At 66.8% G+C, this 6,892-nt stretch carries 9 protein-coding genes; 8 read left to right on the top strand and 1 reads right to left on the bottom strand.

Annotation, left to right across the window (positions count from 1 at the left end; translation table 11 throughout):
• From ACZ7OI_RS49185 to ACZ7OI_RS49155, 7 genes are all read left to right on the top strand, one after another.
• The coding region (locus ACZ7OI_RS49185) for a hypothetical protein (protein ID WP_470271016.1) at window positions 1–328 on the top strand (328 nt) is incomplete at its 5' end.
• Window positions 329–1,974: 1,646 nt separating this feature from the next.
• Window positions 1,975–2,184: a hypothetical protein gene (locus ACZ7OI_RS49180; RefSeq protein ID WP_470271015.1), complete on the top strand. Its 210-nt coding sequence runs from the start codon at window positions 1,975–1,977 to the stop codon at window positions 2,182–2,184.
• Window positions 2,185–2,212: 28 nt separating this feature from the next.
• Window positions 2,213–2,416: an MbtH family protein gene (locus ACZ7OI_RS49175; RefSeq protein ID WP_470271014.1), complete on the top strand. Its 204-nt coding sequence runs from the start codon at window positions 2,213–2,215 to the stop codon at window positions 2,414–2,416.
• Complete coding sequence (locus ACZ7OI_RS49170) at window positions 2,413–2,769, top strand: nuclear transport factor 2 family protein (RefSeq protein ID WP_470271013.1); 357 nt, start codon at window positions 2,413–2,415, stop codon at window positions 2,767–2,769. Before ACZ7OI_RS49175 ends, ACZ7OI_RS49170 begins: the two co-directional genes overlap by 4 nt.
• Before the next feature lie 10 nt (window positions 2,770–2,779).
• Window positions 2,780–4,042 (top strand): lysine N(6)-hydroxylase/L-ornithine N(5)-oxygenase family protein, encoded by a 1,263-nt coding sequence (locus tag ACZ7OI_RS49165; RefSeq protein ID WP_470271012.1) that lies wholly within the window; start codon window positions 2,780–2,782, stop codon window positions 4,040–4,042.
• A gap of 3 nt (window positions 4,043–4,045) precedes the next feature.
• Entirely contained in the window at window positions 4,046–4,699 is a 654-nt protein-coding gene (locus ACZ7OI_RS49160) for an FMN-binding negative transcriptional regulator (protein ID WP_470271011.1), read from the top strand.
• Window positions 4,668–4,937: a phosphopantetheine-binding protein gene (locus ACZ7OI_RS49155; RefSeq protein ID WP_470271010.1), complete on the top strand. Its 270-nt coding sequence runs from the start codon at window positions 4,668–4,670 to the stop codon at window positions 4,935–4,937. The genes ACZ7OI_RS49160 and ACZ7OI_RS49155 overlap by 32 nt, the downstream gene beginning before the upstream one ends.
• Before the next feature lie 668 nt (window positions 4,938–5,605).
• Here ACZ7OI_RS49155 and ACZ7OI_RS49150 read toward each other — a convergent pair.
• Entirely contained in the window at window positions 5,606–6,310 is a 705-nt protein-coding gene (locus ACZ7OI_RS49150; RefSeq protein WP_470271009.1) for an FkbM family methyltransferase, read from the bottom strand.
• A gap of 207 nt (window positions 6,311–6,517) precedes the next feature.
• On the opposite strand from ACZ7OI_RS49150, the gene ACZ7OI_RS49145 reads away from it, so the two are divergent.
• Complete coding sequence (locus ACZ7OI_RS49145; RefSeq protein WP_470271008.1) at window positions 6,518–6,892, top strand: ectoine synthase; 375 nt, start codon at window positions 6,518–6,520, stop codon at window positions 6,890–6,892.

Below are 6,892 nucleotides of genomic sequence, written 5' to 3'. Positions count from 1 at the left end.
ACTCACGATCGAACGTAGGGTTGCATCGCAGAGTGGACGAAGCGGAATCGTCATCATGCAAGAAGCGGCTCATTCCGCCGCGCGGAAACCCGAATGGAAGTCAATCGACGCGAGCGGGCTGCTTGGCCGCAAGCCGACCGTGGAGGCACCAGCTGGAGCCAACGCGAAAGAGGCTCCCACCTGGTCAAATGCTTTGCTCGGCCAGCCGGCTCCACGACCTCAACGGCCGCGGGAAAGCCTTCGGCAGGTGTTGCAGGATTTCGACGACCGCTTGGATAAATCAGGCTCATTCTCGCCGTATCACCATGAAAACCGCATTCGCCGGTGATCCCCAGCGCACTCCGGCGCAGATGCTCGCTGCTCGACCTCTTCGCCGATTTCGATGCCGCCAGCACCTCGAAGCATGGCTCGAGCCGGGTCCGCGCTCATCAGGCATCTTCGCGCACGGCCGATCCGTTTTCGGCCGGCGTGCGCCGACATCGGCAACGGCATGCTGCTGCGCCGTCAACACCTCGGTGAAAAACCGGGGCCAGGTGCTCGATCAGGGGCATCACCCACGCCGACGGGACTCCTCTCGTGACCGACGGGCTGTGCACCCGATCCGATCGGCCGGGCGGCGGACCGGACCGTTCGCGCGGTGCCTTGATTGCACATTTTCCGCAGCAGGCGTGCGTCCCAAGTTTCATTCATCGGCAAGCCAGGACTGAGCAGCGGCTTTCGGAGAAAGCGCCGAGACGGCTACCACGGTTAGACACGCCATCCGGCTCGATTTACTTCTTCAGAAGATCCACCCGAAAAGCGGTACGCCCGCCGGGAGTCGAATGCGGTCAACCGCCAATCGGTCTACCCGCCCGAGCCCTATCGGAACACTGCGCGATCAATCGCGGTGCAGCGAAAGCGGATTGCCGTCGACCACAGTCGCACCGGGCAACTCGGGCAGTTCCGGCTTGAACAGTGGCGGGACTCCCAGCGCGGGCTCCCAGGTGGCCAGCCACTCGTCCTGGGCGACCTCGACCCGCGGCCGTGGACGGCCCGCAAAAGCGGCCTGACGCCCACCGGCGCCAGGTGATCCAGCAAGAGGCCGCGTGCCGTCGAGTCGGGTGGGACGATCACGTGCTCGTGCGCTGCGATCGGACCGCGTCCCGCCTCCTGTGCAGGGACGACCGGCTCGGGTGGCGCCCGATCGTCGCGAGCAGCGCACGAGTCCGCCTGCCGACGAACGCGTGCGAGTGAGCAGCGACGATGATCTCGGTGCCGTCGGGTGCGTGGTGGGCGCGCAACTCGGCGGAGTCGACCCAGGGCGCCGATCTCGGATAGGCCCACGAATGAACCCCGTCCTAGGGCGACCGGCCGCTCTTCTCGGAGGCACCGCGACACCGGTGATGTCATGGCTGTCGGCGCACGGGGCATCGGTCACCTGAAGTGCGAATTCCGCTTGTCCCGAGACGTGGATCTTCACGAGCAGCCTCCCCTGGCGACCGGTGGAATTTCTGCGCCGTACGGACCACCGATTCGTTTTGTGCCGCTTCCGATTTCGCGCCACGCGGCACCCCTCATCAAACTCTTATACCTTGCCGACCATCTCGACAACTTTTGTGATGCACATCACAAAAGTTGTCCGCTGTCAATCGTTTATTTCTCCCCTGGAAGACCTTGACGAACTCGACAGAGCAGGTACCTTTCCTAACTAGATAGCACTCGTCAGATCGGCGAGTGCCACTAGGTTTGCCATATTTTGCGGCGCTCGGTTTAGCAGCATTTTCTCGCTGGCACAACGAGCAGGTGGGGGTTGGCCTATTTTGTCCGCGTCAGGGAATAAGCACTGCCCACTCTCTGCGGCCCGGGCAGGCATGTGGTTCGCGCAAGACCTGAACCCGGCCACCCCGATCTTCGCCTGGAGTGGGTACCTGGAGACTGATGGCCCGCTCGAGGCGAACTCTTCGAAGCGGTGCTCCCCATCGTCGTCGAGGAGACGTGCACCTTGCGCACCCGCGTGGTCGCGGTCGCCGGAGCGCGACGGCGGGCTGGTCGCCGGGTGTGCTCGACCACCAGCCATTGGAGTCCTATGTGGACGGTTTGGCGGAGAATCAAGACATCGTGTGCGACTGCGGGAGCATGACCCAGCCGGGACCGGTCGCCTTGATCTGCAGAACCGTCGCGGCCAGGCTGCGCGGCGAACGCTGACCACCAGAACCAGGGGGAAGAAAAACAGATGACGAGTCCGTTCGACCAGGTCGGCGACACCTTCCTCGTACTGGTCAACGCTGAGGGCCAGCACTCGCTCTGGCCCGCGTTCGCTGAGGTACCGGCGGGCTGGGGCCACGTGTTCGGCGAGGAGTGCCTCCGCTACGTCGAGGAGAACTGGACCGACATGCGGCCGCGCTCCCTCGTCGAGGCGACAGAGAGCCGCGCATGAGCGGACAGCGGACGGCAATGGTCCGTCGTTGCTACGAGTTAGTCGACACCGCGGACTTCGACGCGATGTTCGCCCTGCGCAAAGACGACGTCGTCGATGAACGCGGCGGGACCGAGCCGATCAGGGGCATCGCCGAGTTCCACGACTTCTGCCGCACCGGCAGGCTGATCGACTGGGGGCGGCACCCGGTGGAGCCTGTGGTCGAGGCTGACGACTGGATAGCCGTGCGCGGCGGCTTTTCGGGCCGACCCAAGTCCGGCGTCCCGGTCGCCGTGCGGTGGGCCGACTTCCACCAGTTCCGCGGCGGCAAGATCTGCTGCCGCTACACCTACTTCACCGGTGAGCCGGTATGACGGGGAAGCGATGCCGAAAACTGAGGTGACCGAACCGCTCGACGTGCTGGGTATCGGCTTCGGGCCCGCCAACCTCGCGCTAGCGATCGCGCTGCGGGAGCGGCCTGGGGTGCGGATGGGCTTCCTCGAGCGTCAGCCGCGGTTCGGCTGGCACCGGGGGATGCTGATCGAGGATGCGACCATGCAGGTCTCGTTCCTCAAGGACCTGGTGACTTTCCGCAACCCGGCCAGCCCGTTCAGCTTTGTGTCCTACCTGCGGGCACGCGGTCGGCTGGCGCGGTTCGTGAACAGCAAGACGCTGTACCCGCTGCGCGTGGAGTTCCACGACTACCTCGAATGGGCCGCGCAGCCGTTCGACGACGTGGTCGGGTACGACACCGAGGTGACGCGGATCCGCGCGGTACCGGGAATCGACGGCTGCGAACTGCTCGAGGTGACGGCCGAAGCGGGCGGGCGGGCGGTGACCCGCCTGGCCCGGAACGTAGTCGTCGGCACCGGCATCACTCGGTGGCTCCCACCGGGGATCTCCGAGTCGGCGAGAATCTGGCACAGCGCGAGCCTGCTCGGCCGGTCGGCGTCCGTGACCGGCTCGCCGGAACGGTTCGTCGTGGTCGGCGCCGGGCAGAGCGCCGCCGAGACGGCGGGCCACCTCCGGCACCGGTTTCCCGGTGCCGAGGTGCACGCGGTCTTCGCCAGGTACGGCTACAGCGTCGCCGACGACAGCCCGTTCGCCAACGGGGTGTTCGACCCCGAAGCGGTCGACGAGTTCTTCGAGGCGCCGGAAGCGGTGAAGCGGCAGTTGCTCGACTACCACGTGGGCACCAACTACTCGGTGGTCGACGGCGACCTGGCGCAAGAGTTGTTCCGCGGCGTGTACCGCGACTCGGTGCTCGGCCGGGACCTGTTGCGCGTGCGGCGCGCGTCGCGGGTGCGCGAGGTCGGCGAAACCGCGGACCGGGTGCGCGTGACCGTGGAATTCCTGCCGACCGGCGCGGTTGAGGTGCTCGACGCCGACGCCGTGGTCTACGCGACCGGGTATCGCCCTTCCGACGCCGCCCCGCTGCTCGGCGAGCTGGCCGAGCACTGCAAGCGCGAGTCGGACGGCCGGTTCACCCTCGACCGCGACTACCGGGTAGTGACCTCGGCCGCGGTGCGGTGCGGCATCTACCTGCATGGGGCGGCGGCCGAGCACACCCACGGCCTGACCGCGGGCCTGTTGTCCAACATCGCGGTGCGTGCGGGCGAGATCAGCGACTCGATCATGGGGAGGTAAGCGGTGTTCGTGCCTTCGATGTACCGGGCGTCCGACGAGGACTGGCTCTGCCAGGTGATCGAGCGGTATCCGCTGGCCTGCCTGGTGACCAACGGGGACGGTGTGCCGGATGTGACGCACCTGCCCGCGATCTTCGCCCCCGGCGACGCAGGGCGGGAGCAGGGTCTGGTCGGGGCCGTCGTACTCGGGCACCTCAACCGCGCCAACCCCCAGTGGGAGGCGCTTTCCAGCGGTGCCGAGGGCCTGCTCGTCTTCCAGGGACCGCAGAGCTACGTCACGCCCACGCTGTACCGGACCACGCCGGCGTCGCCAACCTGGAACTTCGTGTCGGTGCACCTGCGCGGCCGCATCGAGCCGATCGCCGACTTCGAGGAGACGCTCGAGGTGGTCAAGCTGACCGTGGCCACCTACGAGAGCCGGTTTGGGAGCCACTGGAACATGGAGTCCTCTTTGGACTACTTCCGCAAAATCGGGCCTGCGGTGGGCGCGTTCCGCTTCACTGTGCAGCGGGCGGACGGGATGTTCAAGCTGAGCCAGGAAAAGGATGCCGAAGTGCGCGAACGGATCTCGGCCGAGTTCGTCTGCGGGAACGCAACACAGCGCGAACTCGGCGCGCTGATGTTCGATGTGGTCGCCGGGAGCGGTCATACGGGCTGAGGGACAGGGCAGCCCGACCGAGGCGGCGCTCGCCCAGATCTGGACCGAGGTGCTCGGCAAGCCGGTGACCGGGTCGGGGCAGCACTTCTTCCACGCGGGCGGCGACTTGATCGTCGCCACCAAGGCGATGCTTCGGGTCCGTCGGCTTTGGCGGGTGGAACTGACCGTGCAGGCGATGATCGAGCAGCCGGCACTGGCCGACTTCGCCGCCGAGATCGATCGGCGGCTCGCCGGATGATCGGGCCGCTGGCGATGGACTGTCCCGGCAGGCGCGACACGGGCCGGACTGGTGCACGGGGACTGGCCGGGCACGGGTTCGAAACGGTCGAGCTACTGCGCACCCTGCTGCCGTCCGAAGTGGACGGAAGCGCTTACGCGCGCGGTGCCCGATCGGCTGCCCCCGGGTGACCGGCCGGTCGCCGGGGTGCTCGCCCGCTGCGGGACGGCACCGCTGGCCGTCGAAGCCGCAAGGCTGCTCACCAGGTGAGGTGAGCGGGCTCCCGCGGTTATCGCTTTCAGCGCTTTTTCGTGCACCGCGGCGGAAATCGCGGCCGATTACGGCACCCTCCTGCGCCAACTGTGCGCGCCGTCGGGACTGGCGATCGAGATCGGGCGGCTGCTCGGCTCCTCGTGCGAACTACTGGTGGAGATGAACGGGCACGCGGAGGCGCTGCTCGTGGACGACGTCGTCGGCGTCTGCCGGGACCTGGTCACCCCCCCCGATCGCCGCCCACCACAGCACGGCACCCGACTCGCACGCGGAACTGGTCAACATCGTCTCGGCCGGGCGGACGTCACCCCCTCATGATGGAGCCGCGCCACCGAGATCGCGATCGACAGCGCGCCGGACGACCTGCTCGCTCACTCCGGCGCGCTCGATCACCTGCGCACGGCTGAACCGGCGTCTCAGCGGCGGACGGCGAGCAGGCTGTGCATTCCGGAACCGTGCAGCAACGGGTCCTGCCCGGTCTCGACGGAATAGCCGTTCCGCGACAACAACTCGACGCAGGCCGCCAATCGTCCGTCGATGTCGTGCACTTCCATCGCTATGGTCCGCAGTCGTGGCCAATCGGCCTCGTCAATACCACGGAGAACGTCGAATTCGGCTTTCTCGACGTCAATTTTGAGCAAACCGATCGGGCGTCCCGCCGCCACCTCTTCCAGCACCGCGGAGAGCGGCCGGACATCGACCAGTTCGGTGACCGGCCGGTGCAGGCCCGCGCAGTAGGCCTCGGCGTCGCTCTCGGCCATGCCGAGGTTCACCAGGTACCGCACGGAGGCCGCGTCGTCACCGGCTGGATCGGCGTAGAGGCTGGAGTTGCTCGGCGCGTCGGGGTAGAAGGTGAACTCGGTTGTCCTCGCCGATTCACCGATCGCGAGCCGGTTTACCTGCACGTTGACCAGGTCGGCGACGTTGCGGCGCAGGCAGTCGAACAACACCGGTGCTGGCTCGAAGGCGTGCACGTCGACCCCCTTGGCCGCCTGCGCGAAGTACGCGGTGGACAGTCCGGTGTGCGCGCCGACGTCAAGCACCACGTCACCGTCGCGTATTCGCCCCCTGGCCGCCTCGTAGGCGCTGTTCTCGAACAGCTCCCGCCAAATGAACAACACGTCGGATTTCTTGGAGCACCACCAACTGCGGCCATCGGGCAGCTGAATCTCTTCAACAGATGATACGATCAATTCGTCCTCCTCGGGGTCGCGCAACTCGGCCCTGAAACTCCCTTAACCTTAAGCCAGCACCGGCACGCGGGCAACGCGCGGGCCTTTTCAGGAATAGCTGAAACCGGGCGAGCCCTCGCACGAAAAGGAGCGGTAGTGATCGTACGGACGCGCGACCAGGCCACCACTGTCGACTGGGGCAACGGGCTCAGCACTCGGCTGCTAGTGGAAGCGGACGGCATGGGATACACCATGACCGAGACCACCGTCCTCGCGGGCACAAAGTCCCGGCTGCAGTACCGCAGGCACCTTGAGGCGTGCTACTGCATCGAAGGCGAGGGCGACATCGTGGACATGGCGGGCACCTCCCACCGGATCGGGCCGGGGACCCTCTACGCGCTCAACCAGCACGACGCGCACTTCCTCGTCGCAGGTCCGGACGCCGACCTGCGGCTGATCTGCGTGTTCACCCCGGCGCTACACGGCGACGAACGCCACGACCTCGGCGCGGAAACCTTCTCGCAGTACTGA

It is taken from the genome of Amycolatopsis sp. NPDC114503, from assembly GCF_055633655.1.
Note: the sequence above shows the minus strand (reverse complement) of the source record. Positions and strands in the feature narration are given on the sequence as shown.